This is a genomic window from Streptomyces sp. NPDC024698 (assembly GCF_055559015.1).
Map to the genome: position 1 here is coordinate 160793 of NZ_JBVHLK010000013.1, position 19117 is coordinate 179909.

18 protein-coding genes are annotated in these 19117 nt (G+C 73.5%); 5 read left to right on the top strand and 13 right to left on the bottom strand.

The window, feature by feature from the left end; translation table 11 throughout:
* Positions 1–164: 164 nt before the first annotated feature.
* Genes egtC through egtA form a run of 3 tightly spaced genes read right to left on the bottom strand, consistent with a single transcriptional unit; the run spans position 165 to position 3636 of the window.
* Positions 165–956, bottom strand: coding sequence for an ergothioneine biosynthesis protein EgtC (gene egtC, locus ACZ4AA_RS26230; RefSeq protein ID WP_467607653.1), 792 nt, complete (start codon positions 954–956; stop codon positions 165–167).
* A complete protein-coding gene (gene egtB, locus ACZ4AA_RS26235; protein ID WP_467607658.1) occupies positions 956–2302 on the bottom strand; it encodes an ergothioneine biosynthesis protein EgtB in 1347 nt (448 codons plus the stop codon). Before egtB ends, egtC begins: the two co-directional genes overlap by 1 nt.
* Entirely contained in the window at positions 2299–3636 is a 1338-nt protein-coding gene (egtA, locus tag ACZ4AA_RS26240) for an ergothioneine biosynthesis glutamate--cysteine ligase EgtA (protein WP_467607662.1), read from the bottom strand. The genes egtB and egtA overlap by 4 nt, the downstream gene beginning before the upstream one ends.
* A gap of 256 nt (positions 3637–3892) precedes the next feature.
* Between egtA and ACZ4AA_RS26245 the strand changes: the two genes are divergently transcribed.
* Positions 3893–4726 (top strand): TIGR02452 family protein, encoded by an 834-nt coding sequence (locus tag ACZ4AA_RS26245; RefSeq protein ID WP_467607665.1) that lies wholly within the window; start codon positions 3893–3895, stop codon positions 4724–4726.
* 96 nt (positions 4727–4822) lie between these two features.
* Here ACZ4AA_RS26245 and ACZ4AA_RS26250 read toward each other — a convergent pair whose 3' ends face one another.
* The 4 genes from ACZ4AA_RS26250 to ACZ4AA_RS26265 all read right to left on the bottom strand — a co-directional run bounded on the left by ACZ4AA_RS26250 (position 4823) and on the right by ACZ4AA_RS26265 (position 8933).
* On the bottom strand, positions 4823–5278 hold the full coding sequence (locus ACZ4AA_RS26250) for a type II toxin-antitoxin system PemK/MazF family toxin (RefSeq protein ID WP_467607668.1): 456 nt from the start codon (positions 5276–5278) through the stop codon (positions 4823–4825).
* A 296-nt stretch (positions 5279–5574) separates the two neighbouring features.
* On the bottom strand, positions 5575–7059 hold the full coding sequence (locus tag ACZ4AA_RS26255) for an SPFH domain-containing protein (protein WP_467607675.1): 1485 nt from the start codon (positions 7057–7059) through the stop codon (positions 5575–5577).
* Between the two features lie 204 nt (positions 7060–7263).
* On the bottom strand, positions 7264–7488 hold the full coding sequence (locus ACZ4AA_RS26260) for a hypothetical protein (protein WP_467607680.1): 225 nt from the start codon (positions 7486–7488) through the stop codon (positions 7264–7266).
* 20 nt (positions 7489–7508) lie between these two features.
* Positions 7509–8933 carry an amidase gene (locus ACZ4AA_RS26265; RefSeq protein ID WP_467607685.1) on the bottom strand — a complete coding sequence of 475 codons (1425 nt, stop codon included), beginning with the start codon at positions 8931–8933 and terminating at the stop codon, positions 7509–7511.
* Between the two features lie 169 nt (positions 8934–9102).
* On the opposite strand from ACZ4AA_RS26265, the gene ACZ4AA_RS26270 reads away from it, so the two are divergent.
* From ACZ4AA_RS26270 to ACZ4AA_RS26280, 3 genes are all read left to right on the top strand, one after another.
* A complete protein-coding gene (locus tag ACZ4AA_RS26270) occupies positions 9103–10137 on the top strand; it encodes a LacI family DNA-binding transcriptional regulator (RefSeq protein WP_467607690.1) in 1035 nt (344 codons plus the stop codon).
* A gap of 113 nt (positions 10138–10250) precedes the next feature.
* The gene (locus ACZ4AA_RS26275) at positions 10251–11465 is read left to right on the top strand and encodes a 4-hydroxybenzoate 3-monooxygenase (protein WP_467607694.1); all 1215 of its coding nucleotides are present in this window, start codon (positions 10251–10253) and stop codon (positions 11463–11465) included.
* A gap of 17 nt (positions 11466–11482) precedes the next feature.
* Entirely contained in the window at positions 11483–12919 is a 1437-nt protein-coding gene (locus tag ACZ4AA_RS26280) for an aldehyde dehydrogenase family protein (RefSeq protein ID WP_467607698.1), read from the top strand.
* Between the two features lie 99 nt (positions 12920–13018).
* On the opposite strand, the gene trxA is transcribed toward ACZ4AA_RS26280, so the two are convergent.
* Positions 13019–13396, bottom strand: coding sequence for a thioredoxin (trxA, locus tag ACZ4AA_RS26285; RefSeq protein ID WP_398389816.1), 378 nt, complete (start codon positions 13394–13396; stop codon positions 13019–13021).
* Positions 13397–13515: 119 nt separating this feature from the next.
* On the opposite strand from trxA, the gene ACZ4AA_RS26290 reads away from it, so the two are divergent.
* Positions 13516–14949, top strand: coding sequence for a dihydrolipoyl dehydrogenase family protein (locus ACZ4AA_RS26290; RefSeq protein WP_467607701.1), 1434 nt, complete (start codon positions 13516–13518; stop codon positions 14947–14949).
* 125 nt (positions 14950–15074) lie between these two features.
* Here ACZ4AA_RS26290 and ACZ4AA_RS26295 read toward each other — a convergent pair whose 3' ends face one another.
* From ACZ4AA_RS26295 to ACZ4AA_RS26315, 5 genes are all read right to left on the bottom strand, one after another.
* Positions 15075–16637 carry an ABC-F family ATP-binding cassette domain-containing protein gene (locus ACZ4AA_RS26295; protein WP_467607707.1) on the bottom strand — a complete coding sequence of 521 codons (1563 nt, stop codon included), beginning with the start codon at positions 16635–16637 and terminating at the stop codon, positions 15075–15077.
* A gap of 138 nt (positions 16638–16775) precedes the next feature.
* Positions 16776–17435: a peptide deformylase gene (locus tag ACZ4AA_RS26300; protein ID WP_467607709.1), complete on the bottom strand. Its 660-nt coding sequence runs from the start codon at positions 17433–17435 to the stop codon at positions 16776–16778.
* 180 nt (positions 17436–17615) lie between these two features.
* Positions 17616–17963: a tetratricopeptide repeat protein gene (locus tag ACZ4AA_RS26305; protein WP_467607712.1), complete on the bottom strand. Its 348-nt coding sequence runs from the start codon at positions 17961–17963 to the stop codon at positions 17616–17618.
* A 91-nt stretch (positions 17964–18054) separates the two neighbouring features.
* Positions 18055–18495, bottom strand: a complete 441-nt coding sequence (locus ACZ4AA_RS26310) for a MarR family winged helix-turn-helix transcriptional regulator (protein ID WP_467607717.1) — start codon at positions 18493–18495, stop codon at positions 18055–18057.
* A 2-nt stretch (positions 18496–18497) separates the two neighbouring features.
* Positions 18498–19046 (bottom strand): MarR family winged helix-turn-helix transcriptional regulator, encoded by a 549-nt coding sequence (locus tag ACZ4AA_RS26315; RefSeq protein ID WP_467607722.1) that lies wholly within the window; start codon positions 19044–19046, stop codon positions 18498–18500.
* Between the last annotated feature and the right edge of the window lie 71 nt (positions 19047–19117).

Below are 19117 nucleotides of genomic sequence, written 5' to 3' on the forward strand. Positions count from 1 at the left end.
CTCTTCGGTCGGCGTCGACGTCACATCGGCGGAGTGCCACAGGCGCGGTTCACCTGCCGAAGCGGCGGCACCCGCGGCCGAGGGGGCCCTTCGTGCGGCGGAGAGGGCGTACGGGGGTGCCTGCGCGGTGTCCTCGTGAAAGGTGGGGTTCGACTGGAACGGACTCACGTACGGGGCTCCTTGTGCTGTGCGGATGCCATGTCGTCGCTCGTGTCCTTGAGCGGGGTGAGCAGGACGTCGGTGCGGCCGGCGGTGAGGAGGGTGCGGTCGGGGACCTCGCGCCAGAGCGGGTCGTCGTCGTGCGGCTCGGAGGCCACGAGGGTGCGGCTGCCGGGCTCGATCAGATACCAGAGGGTGTCGCCCCAGGCGGTCGCGGTGATCGTCTCGCCGTCGGTGAGCAGCAGGTTGAGCCGCGACCCGGGGGCCGCCTCGGCGACCTCCACGACGGTGTCGGCCAGCGCCTGGCCCGGCTCGTCGCCCGAACGCAGCCGGCGCAGGACCAGCGCCCACACGAACGCCGAGTCGCACCGGGCCTCCAGGGACAGCAACTCGGCCGGGGGCAGGCCCGACACGAGCGGGGCGAGTGTGCCGGGCCAGCCGCGGACCGCGCCGTTGTGGCTGAACAGCCAGGGGCCCGCGGCGAACGGCGCGGCCGCCGCCTCCCCGTCCGCGCCCGCCTCGGTCGCGTCCCGCACCGCGGCGAGCAGTGCCCGCGTCCCGACCACCCGGGCCAGATCCTGGAACGACTGGTCGCCCCAGATCGGGCCCGTGCGCCGGTAGCGGGCCGGGACCGGGTCGCCCTCGGCGTACCAGCCCACTCCGAAACCGTCGGCGTTGACCGTTCCGTGGCGCTGGCGCCGGGGTGTCCAGGACTGCCGGAACAGGCTGTGCTCCGGTTCCACGAGGAGTGCTCCGAGCCTCTCCTCGCCTCCCAGATAAGCGAGATGACGGCACATCAGGCGGCTCCGTCGCGGGCCGTGCGGAACCCGGAGAAGATCTGCCGCCGGATCGGGTAGTCCCAGTTGCGGAACGTGCCCCGGCAGGCCACCTGGTCCACCGCGAACGAACCGCCCCGCAGCACCTTGTACTCAGGGCCGAAGAACACCTCCGAGTACTCGCGGTAGGGGAAGGCGACGAACCCGGGGTAGGGCTCCAGATCGCTCGACGTCCACTCCCACACGTCGCCGATCAACTGCCGTACACCCAGCGGCGAGGCGCCCGCCGGATAGCTGCCCGCCGCGGCCGGACGCAGATGACGCTGGCCCAGGTTGGCGTGGGCAGGGGAGGGGTCCTCGTCGCCCCACGGATAGCGGGTGGAACGGCCGGACACCGGGTCGTGGCGGGCCGCCTTCTCCCACTCGGCCTCGGTGGGCAGCCGCCGCCCCGCCCAGCGCGCGTACGCGTCCGCCTCGTACCAGCACACGTGCAGCACCGGCTCCTCGGGCGGCACGACCTCCGTCACGCCGAAGCGGCGCCGCAGCCACTGCCCGCCCTCGCGCCGCCAGAACAGCGGCGCCTCGATCCCGTGCGTACGGATGTGGTCGAAGCCCGCCGGAGTCCACCAGCGTTCCTCGCCGTAGCCGCCGTCCTCGATGAAGGCCCGGTAGGCGCCGTTGGTGACCGGGGTGGTGTCGATGAAGAACGACGGGACCGTGCGCCGGTGCGCGGGACGCTCGTTGTCGAGCGCCCACGGTTCGGTGGAGGTCCCCATCACGAACGGGCCCCCGGGCACCAGGACTTCGGCGGGTCCGGTGAACGGAGCGGCGGGAGCGGGGTCCGGCGCGGTGAGGGAGGCGGGCCCCTGCCGGAGCTGATGGGTGATCAGCATGGTCTCGTCGTGCTGCTGTTCGTGCTGCGCGATCATGCCGAACGCGAAACCCGACTCGGTCAGCCGGGTGCCCTCGAACGCAGCGCTCTCCAGCACGTCCAGCGCCCGGCCGCGTACCTCGGCCGCGTACGTACGGGCCTCGGCGGGCGGCAGCAGCGGCAGCGAGGGCCGGTCGGCGCGCGCGTGCTCGAACGCGTCGTAGAGCCCGTCGATCTCGGGCCGCATCGCCGCACGCCCCGCGACCGCCCGCAGCAGCCACAGCTCCTCCTGGTTGCCGATGTGCGCGAGGTCCCACACCAGCGGCGACATCAACGGCGAGTGCTGCGCCGTCAGTTCGGGCTCCTCCACGCACGAGGTGAGCAGGGCGGTGCGGTCGCGGGCGGTGTTGAGCGCGTCCAGGGCGCGCAGCCGGAGCGATTCCGGATCCGTGCGCGGACCGGAGGCGGTCGTGTCGGAAGCGGTCGTGCCGGTCATGTGCTCATGTCCTTCCCGTCGGGCAGGCGCTGCGGGCCGCCGGCCGGGCCGCGTCCCGGGCGGCCGTCGTGCCGTGCCATGGCCGCGCCGACCAGGTCGTCGGCGGGGCAGCGGCCGCGGGCCACATAGCGATCGGTGAACTCGGCCACCGCGTCGAGTACGTCGGCGGTGGCACCGAGCCGGGGCAGGGCCTCGTACGCGGCCGCGAAACAGACCGCCGCGGCCTCGCGCAGCTCCGGATCGGCGAGGCCGAGGCGCGCCGCGTCCCGCCACAGCGGATTGCGCGGCGCCGGATCCGGGCCGGCCCGCTCGGCGAGCGGTTTGACGGTCCGGTAGGCGATCTCGGCCGCCTCCGGGTCGTCGAACAGCGCCGCCGTCACCGCGAGCGGCACGATCCAGCCGTCCTCGCCCGGCTGCGCGTCGATCATGCGCAGCTCCAGATGACCGCGCGGCCGCACCGGTGGGAACAGGGTGGTCATGTGGTACGCGAGGTCCGCCCGGTCCGGTGGCGCGGCGGATCTCGTCCAGTCCCGGAAACTCAGGTCCTCCGGGACCTCCCAGGGCGCCTCGCTCCCTCGTACGCACATCACCGGCGCGTCCAGCACGCGCCGGGCCCAGGCCGCACGGGGATCACCGCCCAGGGGCGGCGCGTCGGTGCGCCCGGGGTCCATCGACGCCCACAGCGACTGGCGGGTGGAGCGCCAGCCGGTGCGCCGTCCGCCGGCCATCGGGGAGTGGGCGAACGCGGCCACGAGGACCGCGCCGAGCTGATGGGCCAGCCACCAGCGGCGCCCGTGCCCGAGCGGGCCAGGCTCCTCGTACCCGGCGTCCAGGCACACCTGGACCGAGGCCGACGTGCACATCATGGCGCGGCCCTCGGGCCCCGCGCGGTCCAGATACCGCTCCATGGCGTCGTACCTGGGCTCCCGGAGATAGCGGCTCGGGGTGTTCCAGGGGTCCTGGCCGAAACCGCTGAGGCCGAGATCCGCCTCGCGCAAGGTCGCGCGCACGGCGTCGAGGTCGGCCGAGACGGACCGCACGCACTCCATCAGGGAGGCGGCGGGGTCGGAGCTGAGCTCCAGCTGCCCGCCCGGTTCGACGGTGAGCGCCGAACGCAGGGGCAGGGGCCGCAGTGCGGCATAGGCCGCTTCGAGTCGTTCGGGTGATACGGGGAGCCGCGGCCCGCGCAGCTCGTGGACCAGCCATTCCACCTCGACACCGAGGAGGCGGGGCGGACCGGTCTTGAAGCAGATGCCACGGACCAGTGCCTCCACCTCGGCCTCGGTGACAGCGGAGCGTCGTCGCTCCGTACAGTCACTCACCGAATCGGACATGTCGGGATCCTCCTGAGATTCCACCATGCCGCCGGCCCGGAGTCTGGTGGGCCGGACCGACAATGACCGTTCCACCCAAGACCCTCTCGCCGGTTCGCACAAGGGTGCAAATCGTTGCTTCGGGGACCGGGAAGCGCTGTTTTCGGCGCCGGGAAACTCTGTTGCGCCCGAGGACCAGCATCGCTCACGATGCGTTCATGGGCACGACGGGGGAACGCACGCAGGCCGCGCCCGTGGCGCGTACGGGGGTGGCGCCATGAGCGCGCGCCTGCGTGCGATCGCCCGGGAGACCGAGGAGATCGTGGCGGCCGGCGGCTATCGCGGCCCCTCCGGGGGCGCGGTGTCCATCGCCGCGGCCGTCGAGGCCGCGCGGGCCGGGACGCGGCTGCACGGACCGGAGCCGGTGGGGACACCGTCGGTGACGGCGGTCGTCACTTCGTACGAGGTCACGGGCGAGAGCAGCCTGGAGGCGGCCCGTCGGCTGACCTCCGGGGGCGCGGACCCGGTCGCCGTGCTGAACTTCTCCTCGGCGCGCAATCCCGGCGGCGGCTATCTGAACGGCGCGCAGGCCCAGGAAGAGGCCCTGTGCCGGGCCTCCGCGCTGTACACGTGTCTGCTGCGGGCCCGCGGTTTCTACGACCATCACCGCGCCCACCGTGACGCGTTCTACACGGACCGTGTCGTTCACTCGCCCGGCGTACCGGTGTTCCGGGACGACCGGGGCCGGCTCCTCGACGAGCCGTTCGCGGCCGGTTTTCTGACCGCGGCGGCCCCGAACGCGGGGGTCGTCCTGCGCACGGCTCCCGGACGGGCGGTGGATCTGCAGGGCGCGCTGGCGATCCGCGCCGAACGCGTCCTGGAGACGGCCGCCCACCACGGCTACCGCCGCCTGGTCCTCGGGGCCTGGGGCTGCGGGGTCTTCCAGAACGACCCGGAGCAGGTGGCGCGGGCCTTTCGCGGAGTGCTGGCCGGGGGCCGCCTGGAGGGATACTTCGACCACGTGGTCTTCGGCATCCTGGACCGCACCCCGCACCGCACCACACACCGGGCCTTCGACCAGGTGTTCGCATCGGAGCTCAGGGGAGTGTGAACCCCCCGGTCTCCTGCTGACGCGCGGCGCCTCAGCTCATGCCGACGCCTCGGCTCCCGCCGGCGCCCGGGCCCGGTGCGGTCGGCGGAGGAGCGCTCAGCGCCAGCCGTACAGCTCCTTGAGCCGGTGCACCACGGAGTTGAACCGCATCCGGTCCAGCGCGCACGCCTCCCGTCGCATCCCCTCCTCGTGCAGCCGCATCACGCGGTCCACGTTCACCCAGGAGTCGCGGCCGGTCCGGTCCCAGGGGCCGCTGCCGATCGCCACCCACTCGCGGTCGCCGTTGTGCGCCTTGCTGGAGAGCTGGACGGCCAGCAGGGTGCCCGCGGCCTCCCGCGCCACGACCAGCACCGGACGGTCCTTGCCCCGGCCGTCGTTCTCCTCGAAGGGCACCCACGTCCAGACGATCTCACCGGGATCGGGGTCGCCGTCGTGCGCGGGGGAGTACTCGGTCCTCACGGAGCCGACCTCGCGGGGTTCGGCCTCGGTGGTCGCGGAGGGGCCGTAGCGGCCCGGGACCTCTGCTTCGGTCTCATCGGTAAAGGCGTTCACGTCGGCCACCGTAGAGGCTGCGTCCGAGGCCGCGGCGGGCGGGGCAGGGGCCGGGGCGCCTCGCACGGACCCGGGACCCGGTCCAACTCCCCTCGCACCGCCTGCCGTACGGCGTCACGCGCCCCGGGGAACGGCGCCGGGCGTACGGCGTGGTGGGCGCCCGTGGGGATGGCGCCGGGCGGCGCCCTGCGTGCTGCGGAACGACGCCGGGCGCACGGGGGCTGTGGCCCAACTCCCGTACGTCCGCGCCTCATCGCTCACACAACCTGGTGCCGGTGCGCCTCAGCGCGGCGGCCTCACGCCTCCCTCTCCACGGGCACCTTCTCGCTGACCGGAGCCACGACCCCGTTGAGCCCCGCCGGGTTCTTGGCCTGGCTCCCCTCCTGGTTCATCGAGGCGAGCAACTGGCGTGCCAGGCCGAGGCCGGTGCCGCCCATGGTGAGCGCCTTGGCGAACAGGTCCGAGATGCCGTCGGCGCCGTTGAGCAGCACCATGTGGTCCACGTTGCCGAACGCGCTCGCGCCCGCCTGGACGATCTCCGGCCAGTGCTCGGCGAGTTGCTGGGCGACGACGGCCTCCTGGTTCTCGGCCAGCGCGGCGGCGCGGGCCTGGATGGCCTCCGCCTCCGCGAGACCCTGGGCCCGGGTCGCCTCGGCGGCCGCGAGGCCCTTGGCCTGGGAGGCGGCGGCCTCGGCCTCACCGGTTGCCCGGGTCGCCTGCGCGGCCGCCGCACCGCGCGCCTTGGTCGCCTCGGCCTCGGCATTGGCGGCCGCCTTGACCCGGGTCGCCTCCGCCACCGCGGCCAGTTCGGTCTCCTTGGCCTTGGCCTGCGCCGCCGAGATCCGCGCGTCACGATCGGCCTCGGCCTGTGCCCGGATCTCGTACGCCCTGGCGTCCGCGGGCTTGCGGACGTCCGCCTGGAGCTGCTGCTCGCGGCGGTGCGCCTCCAGCTCGGCGACCCGGGTCTCCTGGACGACGACATCCTGCTGAGCCGAGGCCGCCGCGAGCGGTCCGGCCATCTGGGCCGTCGCCGCCGCCTTGTCCCGCTCGGCCTGGTAACCGGCCTGCTGGATCTCGCTGTCCCGGGTCGCCTCCGACATCCGTGCCGCGGCCTTCTGCTCGGCCTCGGTGGCCAGCCGGTTCGCCTCGGCCTGCGCGATACGCGCGTCACGCTGCACGGCGGCGGCGTGCGGCATGGCCAGGTTCCGGATGTACCCGGTCGGGTCCTCGATCTCGTGGATCTGGAGCGAGTCGACGATCAGGCCGAGCTTCTCCATCTCCGTGCCGCACGCGGCCCGGGTCTGACCGGTGAGCTTCTCCCGGTCGCGGATCATGTCCTCGACGGTCAGCCCGCCGACGATGGACCGCAGATGACCCGCGAACACGTTGTGCACGCGCTCCGCCATCATCTTCTGCTGGTCGAGAAAACGACGCCCCGCGTTGGCGATCGACACGAAGTCGTCGCCCACCTTGAAGATGACCACGCCCCGCACCTTGAGCGGAATGCCCTGGGTGGTCACGCAGTCCACATGCAGTTCGGTCTCGTTCAGGTCGAGCGAGATCTTCCGCACCGCCTGCACGCCCGGCAGAACCAGCGTGCCGCGCCCCGTCACGATGCGGAATCCCATTCCTTCTTCGAGGCCTTCGGTCCGATGCTTCGAACCGGAGATGATCAACGCTTCGTTGGGCTCCGCGACGCGCCACATGAGCTTGAAGACCACAACGATGAAGATCAGTGCGAGGACAACCGTCCCCGCCACGACGCCGATGACCATCGGCATACGCCCCCTTTGCATGGTGCCCTTTCGGCACCGAACGAACGGGAGTGTGCTCCTCGCCGCGACCGGAATACAGAGGTGCGCGAATCCTTGTTGCGTTCTTGACGCATACGGCTCTCACCTGGGACATCTGCTGCTCAACTGTCGTACGGACAGGGCGAGTCGGAGACTCCTGCGCGCGGGTTCCCGGAGCCTCCGGGAGCGTCGTCAGCTGTCGTAGGCGGCCGACACGTACACCGTGCGCGGCGCCAGGTACTCCACCACCATCACCACCGTGCCCCGCTCGATACGGTCCTTCGGCGCGGCCGGGTACGCGAGGAAGTGCTCGGCGCCGCCGCGCACCCGGACCATCACCTCGCCGACGAGCCCGGGTCCGACCGTGCCGGTGACGCGTCCCATCAAACCGACCATCGAGGCATCGTCCATGGCCACAGGGTAGAGCCGGAACTCCCCTATGCGGCCGGGGAGTCCACGACGGCTTCGCGCGGAGGCCACCGTTCGTGCCAGCGCAGGTCCGCCTCCAACTGCGCGGCGAGCGACACCACCAGCGGCTCGCTGTCCGCCGGGCCCAGCAACTGCGCTCCGACCGGGAGCCCTTCGCCGACGAAGCCCGCGGGGACGTTGACGCCCGGCCAGCCGAGGACGTTCCACGGCCAGGCGTACGGGCAGGCGGCGATCATGGCACGGTCGGTGCGCAGCCCGCTCAGGCCGAGCATCGCGCCGATGGCCGGCGGGGGAGCGGCGGTGGTGGGCGCGAGCACGACGTCGTAGGTGTCGAAGAGCGCGCCGACGCGCCGTCCCAGCCCGGCCTCGGCACGACGGGCCGCCCGCAGCGGAGCGCCGCCGAGCAGCCGGCCGAAGCGCGCCGCTCCGTGCGTGCGCCGGTCGAGGAGTTCGGGGAACGGTACGGCGCCCACATGTTCGGCGATGCCCGCCGTGGCGCGCGGGACGAACGTGAGCCCGATGGGCCCGTAGCGGGGGTCGGCCTCCTCGACGGTGTGCCCGAGCGTGGCGAGCCGCTCCGCGAGCGCGAGGACCTTCGCCCGTACGGCGGGGTCGAGCCGCGCGGGCAGCGCGGTGAAGGGCGGTTTCAGCGACAGCGCGATGCGCAGCCGGCCGGGGTCGCGGCCCACGGCGTCCTGGACGCGCAGCGGGGCGGGCCGGTGCAGATCGCCCGCGTGGCTGCCGCTGGCCGCGTCCAGCAGCAGGGCCGCGTCCGCGACCGTGCGGGCGAGCGTGCCGTTGACGGTGATGCCCTGGAAGGACTCCGGGCGCGGCCAGGTCGAGATCCGGCCGCGCTGCGGCTTGATGCCGACCAGATGGGTCCAGGCGGCCGGGATGCGTACGGAGCCCGCCCCGTCCGAGCCCAGCGCCGCGGGCACCAGACCCGCGGCCACGGCCGCCGCGGAGCCCCCGGACGAGCCGCCCGGGGTGTGTCCGTGATGCCAGGGGTTGCGGGTCGCGCCGAAGGCCGGGCCCTCGGTGAAGGGCCACTGGCCGAGCTCGCAGGCGTTGGTCTTGCCGACCACGACGGCGCCGGCCACGCGCAGCCGTCTCACCGCCTCGCCGTCCTCGGCGACCGGAGGGTGCTCACCCCGGCAGCCGAACGCGGTCGGCTCTCCGGCCACGTCCATGTCGTCCTTGACCGCGACCGGCACCCCGAGCAGCGGCCGCCGCCCGCCCGCCGCCAGTTCCGCGTCCGCCGCGTCCGCCTCCGCGAGGGCGGCCTCGGCGCGGACCAGCCGGAAGGCGTTCACCGTGGACCGGGTGGCCTCGATCCGGGCGAGCGCCCGCTCGACCAGCTCGCGCGAACTCACCTCGCCGGCGGCCAGCGCACGCGCGCTCTCCGTCAGCCCTTGGGCGCGGTCGGGAGTCATGCGGGCCACCTCCGAAGCAGTTGTCTACCGAACGGTAACCTCTGTGGCCGCGCTGCGGTACGGGGCCTGCAACTCCCTTTGCGGAAGCGGGAGTTCCGTGAAACGGCGCGGCGATCGGGTGCCCCGGCGCACGGCTGTGCCCCGGCCCTCTGCAAGGATGCCTGGCGTCATGGTGCAGATACCGAACCAGTCCGCCCAGCCGGCGCCCGCCCGACGGCCCGTACCGACCAGCGCCGACGTGGCCCGCCTCGCGGGCGTCTCGCGCGCGACCGTCTCGTACGTCCTGAACAACACCAGCGCCGTCCGCATCAGCGAGCCCACCCGGCGCCGGGTCCGCGAGGCCGCCGAGGAACTCGGATACGTTCCGCACGCGGCCGCCCGCAGCCTGCGCGCCGGACACAGCCGCATGGTCCTGATGCCCGCCCCCGCCATCCCCGTGGGCCCGCTCTACCACCAGTTCTTCGCCGAACTCCAGTCGGAGCTGGGGCGGCTCGACTACACCGTCGTGCAGTACGGCAGCGTCGGCCTGCACGGCGACGAGGCCGCCCGCGCCTGGGCCGAGCTGCGCCCCGTCGCCGTCCTGGTGCCCGGCAGCGGCCTCGGCCCCCAGGGGGTGGCGGTCCTCAAGCGGGCCGGCGCCCGCGCCGTGCTCACGCTGGGCCCCGAACGGGTCGAGGGCGCCCACGCGCTGCTCATGAAGCACGACCGGGTCGGCCACTGCGCGGGCATCCACCTGCTGTCCGGGGGCCGGCGCCGCATCGGGGTGGTGATGCCCGGGGAGAGCGGCCTTGAGATCTTCTCCAGGCCCCGGCTCGACGGCGTCCGACGGGCCGTGAGCGGCACGGACGCGACGGTGACGGAACTGCCGCTGGCCTACGAGGAGGAGGCCGCGGCCCGGCTCGCGGCCCGCTGGCGCTCCCTCGGCCTCGACGCCGTCTTCGGGTACAACGACGAGTACGCGATGCTCCTGATGCGCGCCCTCCAGGACGAGGGCGTCACCGTGCCTGACGAGACCGCCGTCGTCGGCGCCGACGACCTCATGCTCGGCCGGCTGCTCAGGCCCCGGCTCAGCACCGTGCACCTGGAGCTGCCCTCCGGCCGGGACCTCGCGGAACTGGTCGACCGTGCGGTCCGTGAGCCGGGCGCCGAGCCCGGGACGCACGAGGTGTTGGGCGCGCGAGTCGTGCACCGCGCGTCGAGCTGAGAGAGGCTGGAGCCGCGGCGGGCATCGCCATCCCCGGCCCGGCCCGTGCGCGGCCGGGCCGGTCCCCGGGGCCGGAGCCCGGCCCCGGCGGCATCGGACAGCGGAGGCGCTTCATGCGGACCACGGTCGGCATCATCGGCGGGGGCCCGGCGGGGCTCCTGCTGGCCCGGCTGCTGCACCGGACGGGGATCGACTGCGTCGTCCTGGAGAGCAGGGCGCGCGCGTACGCCGAGGCACGCCAGCGGGCCGGGATGCTGGAGCAGGGCACGGTCGACGTCCTGCGCGCCTGCGGGGCGGGCCGGCGGCTGGACGCCGAGGGCCTGGTCCACCACGGGATCGAGCTGCGCTTCGAGGGGGAGCGCCACCACGTCGACTTCCCCGGACTCACCGGCGGCCGGACCGTCACGATCTACGCCCAGACGGAGATCGTGAAGGATCTCGTCGCCCTCCAACTCGCCGACGGACCACCCCTGTTGTTCGAGGCCGAGGCGCTCGCCGTGGAGAGGCCGGAGAGCGCCTCGCCCGTCGTACGGTTCACGCACGAGGGGCGCGAGCGGACGCTGACCTGCGACTGGGTGGTGGGCTGCGACGGTGGCCACGGCGTCGCGCGCTCCGCGTTCCCGGCCGGCACGGGCCGCTCGTACGCGCACGACTACCCGTACTCCTGGCTCGGCATCCTCGCCGATGTGCCGCCCTCCTGCGAGGAGTTGATCTACGCCCGGGGTGACGGCGGCTTCGCCCTGCACAGCATGCGCTCCCCGTCGGTGTCCCGGCTCTATCTCCAGGTCCCGAACGGCACCGACCCCGCCGACTGGCCCGACGAGAGCATCTGGGACGAACTGGCCGCGCGCTTCGCGGTCGGCGGGTGCTGGCGGCTGGAACGCGGACCCGTCACGGCCAAGTCGGTCACTCCCCTGCGCAGTCGGGTTTACGAGCCGATGCGCCACGGACGGCTGTTCCTGGCCGGGGACGCCGCCCACATCGTGCCGCCGACCGGCGCCAAGGGCCTCAACCTCGCGGTGTCCGACGTACGGCTCCTGGCCCGCGGCTTCACCGAGCTGCACCGCACCGGTTCGCCCGAACTGCTCGACAGTTATTCGGAGTCGGCCCTCGAACGGGTGTGGCAGGCCACGCGATTCTCGTACGACATGACTAGAATGTTGCACGCTCAACCAGATGGGGATGCCTTCGAACGCCGGATGCAGCTCGCGCGGCTGCGCCGGATCACGGTGTCCCGCCCCGCCGCCGCCGAACTGGCCGCGAACTACACGGGACTTCCGCTGCCCCGAGCCGCAGGGCGCGCCGAGCCCCCCGCTGCTGATCAGTGAACGATCGGAGAGCCGACATGCCGCTGCTCGACCCCGCGACCTGGCAGTCCCACCCGCTCAAGGGCGGCGAGTACACCGTCACCGAGCCCGCCACCGGCGAGGCCCTCGGCACCCTGGCTCTCGCCACCGCCGAGGACATCACGGCCGCCGCGCGCACCGCCCGCGCCGCTCAGGCCGAGTGGGCCAAGGCCCCGCACTTCGTCCGCGCCGCCGTCCTGCGCAGGGCGGGCGACCTCTTCGCCGCACATGCCGGCGAACTGCGCGACTGGATCGTGCGGGAGTCGGGCTCCATCCCCGGCAAGGCGGACTTCGAACTGCACGTGGCCGCCCAGGAGTGCTACGAGGCGGCCGCCCTCGCCTCGCGCCCGACCGGCCAGGTCCTGCCCTCGGAGGCCCCGCGTCTGTCGTACACCCGCCGCGTCCCCGTCGGCGTCGTGGGTGTCATCGCGCCGTTCAACGCGCCGCTGATCCTCTCGATCCGCTCGGTCGCCCCGGCGCTCGCGCTCGGCAACGGCGTCGTGCTGAAGCCGGATCCGCGCACGGCCGTGTGCGGCGGGCTCGCGCTCGGGGCCGTCCTCGCCGAGGCGGGCCTGCCGGACGGGCTGTTCCAGGTCGTGCCCGGCGGGCCCGAGGCCGGCCAGGCCCTGGTCGCCGACCCACTGGTCCCGGTCGTCTCCTTCACCGGCTCGACCGCCGCGGGGCGCGCGGTCGGTGAAGCGGCCGGACGTCATCTCAAGCGCGCGCACCTGGAGTTGGGTGGGAACTCCGCCCTGATCGTGCTGGAGGACGCCGATCTCGACGCGGTCATCTCCACGGCGGCCTGGGGCTCGTTCTTCCACCAGGGCCAGATCTGCATGACCACCGGCCGCCACCTGGTCCACGCCTCGCTGTACGAGGAGTACGTGGAACGGCTCGCCGCCAAGGCCGACTCCCTGGCCGTCGGCGACCCGCACCGGGAGCAGGTGCACCTCGGGCCCATCATCGACGAGGCCCAACTCGCCAAGATCCGGCGGCTGGTGGAGTCCAGCACCGCGAGCGGCGCGAAGCTGGCGGCGGGCGGCAGGCACGAGCGGCTCTTCTACCGGCCGACCGTGCTCGCCGGCGTCGACGACACCACCCCGGCCTACGCCGAGGAGGTCTTCGGCCCGGTCGCGCCGGTCCGCTCCTTCGCCACCACCGACGAGGCGGCGGCCCTGGCCGTCGCGGGACCCTACGGTCTCTCGCTGGGCATCGTCACCCGCGACACGGCACGGGGTCTCGACCTCGCCGAGCGCATCCCGACCGGGATCGCGCACATCAACGACCAGACCGTCAACGACGAGGCCGTCGCGCCCTTCGGTGGTACCGCCGCCTCCGGCACCGGCGCCCGCTTCGGCGGCGAGGCGAATCTGGACGCCTTCACCGACCTGCGGTGGACGACGGTGCGCGGGGACGTGGCGGGTTACCCGTTCTAGGGTCCCCCGGCCCGTGGGCCGGGGTCACTTCCAGTCTCCGGGCCCGTGTGCCGACTCACTTCCACGGTCTCCGGGCCCGTGGGCCGGGTTCACCCGTCCCTATTCGGCGTTCTTGGCCTGCTGGGCCGCGACCGACTTGCGGACCTCGTCCATGTCCAGCTTCCGGGCCTGACCGATCACGTCGTCCAGGGCGGCGGCGGGCAGCGCACCGGGCTGGGCGAAGATCGCGACCTGGTCGCGGACGATCATCAGGGTCGGGATCGACTGGATGTCGAAGGCCGCCGCGAGCTCCGGCTGCGCCTCCGTGTCGACCTTGGCGAAGACCAGGTCGGGGTTGGCCTCGGCGGCCTTCTCGTAGACCGGGGCGAACTGACGGCACGGCCCGCACCAGGACGCCCAGAAGTCGATCAGGACGAACTCGTTGTCCGTGACCGTCTGGTCGAAGTTCTCCTTGGTGAGCTCAACGGTGCTGCTCATTCCTTTTCCCTCTTCCTCACGTCCGGGTCGTGCCGGTCAGCACAACGCCACCCACCGGGGGCCTATTCCGGGCCCCTACCCGTGTGGCCACGGCGCACGCCAGCAACCAGACTGGCCCCATGACGGAAACGGAATCCATCGCGTACGACGTCGTGGTGCTCGGTGCCGGACCCGTGGGGGAGAACGTCGCCGACCGCGCCCGCGCCGCCGGCCTCTCCACCGCGGTCGTGGAGAGCGAACTGGTCGGCGGCGAGTGCTCGTACTGGGCGTGCATGCCCAGCAAGGCCCTCCTCCGCCCGGCGATCGCCCGCGCCGACGCCCGCCGCGTACCCGGCCTCGCCGGCGCCGTGCAAGGCCCCCTCGACGCCTCCGCGGTGCTCGCCCACCGCGACTGGTTCACCTCGGACTGGAAGGACGACGGCCAGCTCGCCTGGCTGGACGGCATCGGCGCCGACTTCCACCGCGGACACGGCCGGCTCGCCGGACCACGCACCGTGACGGTCGACGGGCCCGACGGCGGACGGCGCCTGCTCACCGCCCGGCACGCGGTCGCCGTCTGCACCGGCACCCGCGCCCTGCTCCCCGGCCTGCCGGGCCTCGCCCAGGTCAAACCCTGGACGAGCCGCGAGGCCACCAGCGCCCACGCCGTGCCCGGACGGCTGATCGTGGTGGGCGGCGGTGTCGTGGCCGCCGAGATGGCCACGGCCTGGCAGGCACTCGGCTCCCGGGTCACCCTCCTGGTCCGCGGCAAGGGCCTGCTGCCCCGCATGGAGCCCTTCGCCGGGGAACTGGTCGCCGAGGCGCTGGCCGAAGCGGGCGCGGACGTGCGCACCGGCACCTCGGTGACCGCCGTCTCGCGCGAGGGCTCCACGGTGGTCGCGCTCACCGACACCGGTGACCGTATCGAGGCCGACGAGATCCTGTTCGCGACCGGCCGGGCGCCGCGCACGGACGACATCGGCCTCGACACCGTAGGCCTGGAGCCGGGCGGCTGGATCGAGGTCGACGACAGCCTCCGGGTCGTCGGCAGCGAATGGCTCTACGCCGTCGGCGACGTCAACCACCGCGCGCTGCTCACCCACCAGGGCAAGTACCAGGCCCGGATCGCGGGCGCCGCCATCGCGGCCCGCGCCGCGGGAGTGCCGCTGCTGGAGACGGACCCCTGGGGCGCGCACTCCGCGACCGCCGACCACGCGGCCGTACCCCAGTGCGTCTTCACCGACCCGGAGGCCGCGGCCGTGGGCCTCTCCCTCGCGGAGGCGGAGCAGGCGGGCCACCGGGTCAGGGCCGTGGACGTCGACATGTCCTCGGTCGCGGGCGCCGGCCTCTACGCGGACGGCTACCGGGGCAAGGCCCGCATGATCGTCGACCTCGACCGTCAGATCGTCCTCGGTCTCACTCTCGTCGGCCCCGGTGTCGGTGAACTGATCCACTCCGCGACCGTCGCCGTCGTCGGCCAGGTCCCGGTGGACCGGCTGTGGCACGCGGTCCCGTCCTATCCGACGGTCAGCGAGGTCTGGCTGCGGCTGCTGGAGGCGTACCGGGACGCGTGAGGCCCCGGGGCGGGGCGGCGGGCCGTTGTGCCGCCGCCCCGCACGGCCGGGTGCCGGCTCCCTCGATCTGCCGGGCCGGGGCCCCGGGTGATCGGGACCGCCGGCCCCCGCTCGTCAGGACACGGTCAGGACAGGGACACCAGCTCCCGGTACTCCTCGCTCCACAGGTCCTCGTCGGCGTCCGGGAGCAGGAGCACCCGGTCCGGGCGCAGGGCGTCGACGGCTCCCTCGTCGTGGGTGACCATGACGAGCGCGCCCGGATACGTGGCCACCGCGGCCAGGACCTCGGCGCGGGAGGCCGGGTCCAGGTTGTTGGTGGGCTCGTCCAGGAGGAGCACGTTCGCGCCCGAGTGGACGAGCCCCGCAAGCGCGAGCCTGGTCTTCTCGCCCCCGGAGAGGACCCCGATCCGTTGGTCGGCGTCGTCACCGGTGAACAGGAACGAGCCGAGCACTCCGCGTACCTCCCCGTCGTCGAGGTGCGGCGCGGCGGCGGCGAGGTGGCCGCGGACCGTTGCGGTGGGGTCGAGCGTGTCGTGTTCCTGCGCGAAGTAGCCGAGGCGCAGCCCGTGCCCGCGCACCACCCGCCCGCCGTCCGGGTCTTCGCGACCGGCGAGCAGCCGCAGCAGGGTGGTCTTGCCCGAGCCGTTCGGGCCGAGGACCACCAGCCGGCTGCCCCGGTCGACGGCGAGGTCGACGCCCCCGAGGACGCGCAGATCGCCGTAGGACTTGGCCAGCGCGACCGCGCCGAGCGGCATCCGTCCGCACGGGGCCGGTTCGGGCAGCCGGATCCGGGCCACCTTCTCCGTCCGCCGGACCGGTTCGAGACCGGCGAGCAGACAGTCGGCGCGGCGGTCCATGTTCCTCGCGGCCACGGCCGTCGCCACGTGCGAGCGCATCTTGTCGGCCTGGGCGTGCAGCGCCGCCGCCTTCCGCTCGGCGTTCGCCCGCTCCCGGGCGCGGCGCCGCTCGTCGGCGTCGCGCTGCGCGAGGTAGGCCGCCCAGCCGGTGTTGTGGACGTCGAGGGTGGCGCGGTGCGGGTCCAGATGGAAGACGCGGTTGACCACGTCGGCCAGCAGTGAGGTGTCGTGACTGATGAGGACGAGCCCCGCCCGGCGGCTCGCCAGGAACCCGCGCAGCCAGGCGACGGAGTCGGCGTCGAGATGGTTCGTCGGCTCGTCGAGGAGCAGGACGCCGTCGTCCGCGAACAGGACGCGCGCCAGCTCGACCCTTCGCCGCTGTCCGCCGGACAGGGTGCCGACCCGCTGGTCCAGCACCCGGGCCGTCAGCCCGAGACCCGCGGCGACCCGGGCCGCCTCGGCCTCGGCCGCGTATCCGCCGCGCGCCTGGAACTCGGCCTCGGCGCGCACGTAGGCGTTCATCGAACGTTCGGATCCGTCGGCCATCGCGGCCTCGGCCGCCCGCAGCGCCCGTACGGCACGGTCGAGGCCGCGGGCCGAGAGGATCCGGGCGGTGACGGTGACCGCGGGGTCCGCCGCGGCCGGGTCCTGGGCGAGATGGGCGACCGTCCCGGTACGGGAGACGGAACCGGCGGCCGGACGTCGCAGCCCCGCGAGGGTGCTGAGCAGCGTGGTCTTGCCGGCGCCGTTGCGGCCGACCAGGCCGACGCGGTCGCCGGGGGAGACGGTGAAGGAGATGCCGGACAGCAGCAGCTGGGCACCGACGCGCACGTCGGCACCGCGAACGGTGGGGCAGGCTAGCGGAGGCGGGGTCGGGGCGCCCGCGATTTATGTACGGGGAGGCCGGCGGCGGGATGCCCCGGGGTCGGCCGGTCGGCGCTGTGGCTGCGCGGCTGCGACGGGAAGCGCTCAGCCCGGCAGGTCGAACCCCAGGATCTCGGCCGCCCGTTCCGGCGTCGGCTGGGACCAGAGTTCCGCCGTCGCCTGGTTCGAGGACAGTGAGCGCGGCTCGGCGTGGTCGAGGTAGAGCACGCCGTCCAGGTGGTCCGTCTCGTGCTGGACGATGCGCGCGGGCCAGCCGCTGAACACCTCGTCGACCGCGCGCCCGTGCTCGTCGAGCGCCGTCAGCCGCACCTCGTCGTACCGGGCCACGACGGCCTGCCAGCCCGGAACGCTGAGGCAGCCCTCGAAGAACGCGGCTCGTCCCGGACCGATCCCGTCGTACGACGGATTGACCAGGACGCGGAACGGAAGCGGCACCCGGCCGCGTACGAGGCGGACCTCGTCCGAGACCGGCGCCGGGTCCTCTATGACGGCGATCCGCAGCGGGACGCCGACCTGGGGCGCGGCGAGACCCACGCCCGGCGCGGCGTGCATGGTGGCGCGCAGGGCGGCGACGAAGCGGGCCAGTAGCCCCGGGTCCAACTGCCCGTCGAACGGCTCCGCGCCCCGGCGCAGCACGGGATCACCGGCCGCGACGATCGGCAACGGACCCTCGTGACCGAGGAGTTCTTCGACCAGGTCGCTCACCGTGATGCGCGGGCCGCTGTGGTCACGTTCTGATGCCATGGAGCCAGGATGCCAAGCGGAAGCAAAGCGATCGAGGCGGCGCGGGCGGAGCCGACGACTTTCCTCGTATGGCTCCGGTCACAACGCGAGGCCGCGCCCAGCCCGTTCGGCCTTGACGGCCGCCGGGGCCGGACCCGACACGGCCGGGTCCGGCCCCGGAATCGCCGGAGGCGGCTTCGCTCACGCCTCCTCGAACTCGCCCCCGAGCGCGGACGCGATCCGCAGGTGCGATGCCGCCTCGTCGGGGCGGCCGAGGCGTTGGAGTGTGCGGCCCAGCATCAGCCGGGCGTAGTGCTCCACCGGGTCCCGCTCCACGATGGTGCGCAACTCGGTCTCGGCGCGGCGCAGTTGGGCCGAGTGGTAGTAGGAACGCGCCAGCAGCAGCCGGGGTCCGGTCTGCTCCGGCACCTTCTCGACCAGTCCGCCCAGGACGCGCGCCGCCGCGGCGTAGTCCTTGGCCTCGAAGAACATCCGCCCGCGCTCCCAGCGCTCCGCGGCCGTCCCGTGGTCGTAATACGTCATGTCCACCACTGACCTCCTTCGACGGGCCACAACCACGCTGATTGGTTGAAAATTCCACAAGCCCACAAGCCCACAGGTCGACAAGCCGTCGAGCCGCCTACGCCTCGGCGAGTTCCGCGTTGGCCCGCTCCGTCACGAGGGCCAGTACGCGCCCCGCGGCGGCCAGGTCCTCGGCCGGAATCCCCGCGTACACCCGGGCCGCGATCGCGTCGCCCGCGGCGCGGACCGACGCGAACAGCTCCCGCCCGGCGTCCGTCAGCGACACCCGCTCCGGCGTCGTCTCCTCCAGGAGCCCCCGTGCCGTCAGCTCCTCGACGGTCCGACGGGCCGCCGGCTCCTCGATCTTCAGGCCGGCGGTGAGCCGGGCCGTGACCCGGCCGCGCTCGGCGGTGCCGCCGTCGTCCGACACGGCCCGCAGGGCCACCGACTGCTCGAACGTGGTGCCGCTGCGGGCCAGCACCCGCTCCAGGGCGGCGCGGGACGCGTAGTGGGCGAGGCCGATGACCTGGCCGTTGACCGGGGGAACAGGGATGGTCATGACTACTCCTCGGATGGAATCTCTTCGGAAGATCCGGAAGGCTCGGAAGGCGATGCGGTCCTGCCGGGGCGCGGCCCGGCTTCGCTGTGCGGATCGAGCGGTACGTCGAGCAGGACGGCCAGTTCGGAGCTGAACGCCCGTGTGCGTTCCCCGCCGAGACCGCCCAGGGGTTCGAGCAGCTGCTCCAGAAGGCCCTGGACCACGGTGACGGCGCGCAGGGTGACCTCGCGTCCCTTGTCGGTGAGGGTCAGCCGCACGGCCCGGGGGTCCGCCGGATCCCGGTCGCGGTCGAGCAGGCCGGCCGCCTCCAGGGAGCGGGCCAGTTTCGAGACGTAGAGCGGTTCGAGTCCGGTGTGGTCGGCGAGCCGGCGCTGGCTGGGGTGCTCTCCGGCCCGGTGCATGCCGTACAGCGACGCCACCAGCGAGTACTGCGCGTGCGTCAGGCCCAGCGGGCCCACGGCCCGGTCCACCGCCACGCGCCACTTCATCGACAGCCGCCAGACGAGGAAACCGGGCGTCGCGTTCTCGGAAACCGACTTCGCTGAGCTCATGAAGGAAACAGTACATGGCTACTATATCCATGGCTACTATTTTTCGAAGCCGCGAGCCGCGAGCCGCGAGC

Bases quoted from the DNA above. Each gene is read 5' to 3' on its own strand.
- egtC (WP_467607653.1), bottom strand. From the start codon at position 956: ATGTGCCGTCATCTCGCTTATCTGGGAGGCGAGGAGAGGCTCGGAGCA.
- egtB (WP_467607658.1), bottom strand. From the start codon at position 2,302: ATGACCGGCACGACCGCTTCCGACACGACCGCCTCCGGTCCGCGCACG.
- egtA (WP_467607662.1), bottom strand. From the start codon at position 3,636: ATGTCCGATTCGGTGAGTGACTGTACGGAGCGACGACGCTCCGCTGTC.
- ACZ4AA_RS26245 (WP_467607665.1), top strand. From the start codon at position 3,893: ATGAGCGCGCGCCTGCGTGCGATCGCCCGGGAGACCGAGGAGATCGTG.
- ACZ4AA_RS26255 (WP_467607675.1), bottom strand. From the start codon at position 7,059: ATGCCGATGGTCATCGGCGTCGTGGCGGGGACGGTTGTCCTCGCACTG.
- ACZ4AA_RS26265 (WP_467607685.1), bottom strand. From the start codon at position 8,933: ATGACTCCCGACCGCGCCCAAGGGCTGACGGAGAGCGCGCGTGCGCTG.
- ACZ4AA_RS26270 (WP_467607690.1), top strand. From the start codon at position 9,103: ATGGTGCAGATACCGAACCAGTCCGCCCAGCCGGCGCCCGCCCGACGG.
- ACZ4AA_RS26275 (WP_467607694.1), top strand. From the start codon at position 10,251: ATGCGGACCACGGTCGGCATCATCGGCGGGGGCCCGGCGGGGCTCCTG.
- ACZ4AA_RS26280 (WP_467607698.1), top strand. From the start codon at position 11,483: ATGCCGCTGCTCGACCCCGCGACCTGGCAGTCCCACCCGCTCAAGGGC.
- trxA (WP_398389816.1), bottom strand. From the start codon at position 13,396: ATGAGCAGCACCGTTGAGCTCACCAAGGAGAACTTCGACCAGACGGTC.
- ACZ4AA_RS26290 (WP_467607701.1), top strand. From the start codon at position 13,516: ATGACGGAAACGGAATCCATCGCGTACGACGTCGTGGTGCTCGGTGCC.
- ACZ4AA_RS26300 (WP_467607709.1), bottom strand. From the start codon at position 17,435: ATGGCATCAGAACGTGACCACAGCGGCCCGCGCATCACGGTGAGCGAC.
- ACZ4AA_RS26310 (WP_467607717.1), bottom strand. From the start codon at position 18,495: ATGACCATCCCTGTTCCCCCGGTCAACGGCCAGGTCATCGGCCTCGCC.
- ACZ4AA_RS26315 (WP_467607722.1), bottom strand. From the start codon at position 19,046: ATGAGCTCAGCGAAGTCGGTTTCCGAGAACGCGACGCCCGGTTTCCTC.